Annotated in this window: 1 pseudogene; it reads right to left on the bottom strand. The window is 29.4% G+C overall.

What is annotated here, in order from left to right:
* Positions 1 to 522 (bottom strand): annotated as a pseudogene (locus LS68_RS09540) (hypothetical protein); the annotation flags it as partial.
* Positions 523 to 858 lie beyond the last annotated feature (336 nt).

Genomic DNA, 858 nt, shown 5'->3' with positions numbered 1-858 from the left:
TTCTGCAGGGATATTCTCATAGCTTAAGATAAGATGATGTATGGGTGTGTGTGATAGTGTATTTTTGTTGGGATTATGAGATTCTATTTTTTTATTGTGTGTGTCTTTGGCTGGGGTTGTATCAATAGATTCTAAGATATTAGAATCTTTAACAACATAAGGATTCTTTGAATCTTTATGCAATCTCTTAGGATTAAGCAAAGGAGGATAAGGGTGATTAGTATCAAGATAAGTTTGTTTAAACTCATCAGATTCTAACCATTGGAGAATCTCTTGATAATACAAGGCAATAAATTCTAAGTGCTTAGAGTTTATAATCAAGCAATGGTATTTCCTCAATAATAAATAGATTTCAAACTTCTTAGAATCTTTTAATGTAAAAATCAAATAAAGCATTTGTATAGATTGGACAAAAGGCCTTGATTCTAATATTCTTGCATATTTCTTTTTGATTTTTCTTACTCTATAAGTCACTGCAAACTTTAAACCAAATCTTTTATGAATCTCACTTCCTTTACTCATAGAGATTCCTTTGAGAGAAAGTGAGAATCTAAATTAAAATAATCAGCAAAGATAAAAGTATGAGAATCTAAAAGAAGAATCCAAAGTCTTTGAAACATATAAAAGACAAGGTTAAAAGAAAAGAAGCATTTATGAATAAAATATAAGAAAACACAAAGAAAGAAAACACAAGAAGCAAAGAAAAAAAGAAGAGAGAAGAAAGGGAGGATTATTAAAGATAAATTATCTGATGCCCCCCCCCATTAATGACTTTAAAGCTTAATCCTTGAGACATATAAGCATCACAAAGATAAAAGATTCTAAATGTGTGCAACATTGCTTGTCCTTTGAAGAAAT

This window comes from Helicobacter sp. MIT 05-5293 (assembly GCF_000765665.2).
In the GTDB taxonomy this organism is placed as follows: Bacteria; Campylobacterota; Campylobacteria; order Campylobacterales; family Helicobacteraceae; genus Helicobacter_C.
This window is presented reverse-complemented; position numbering and strand designations above follow the sequence as displayed.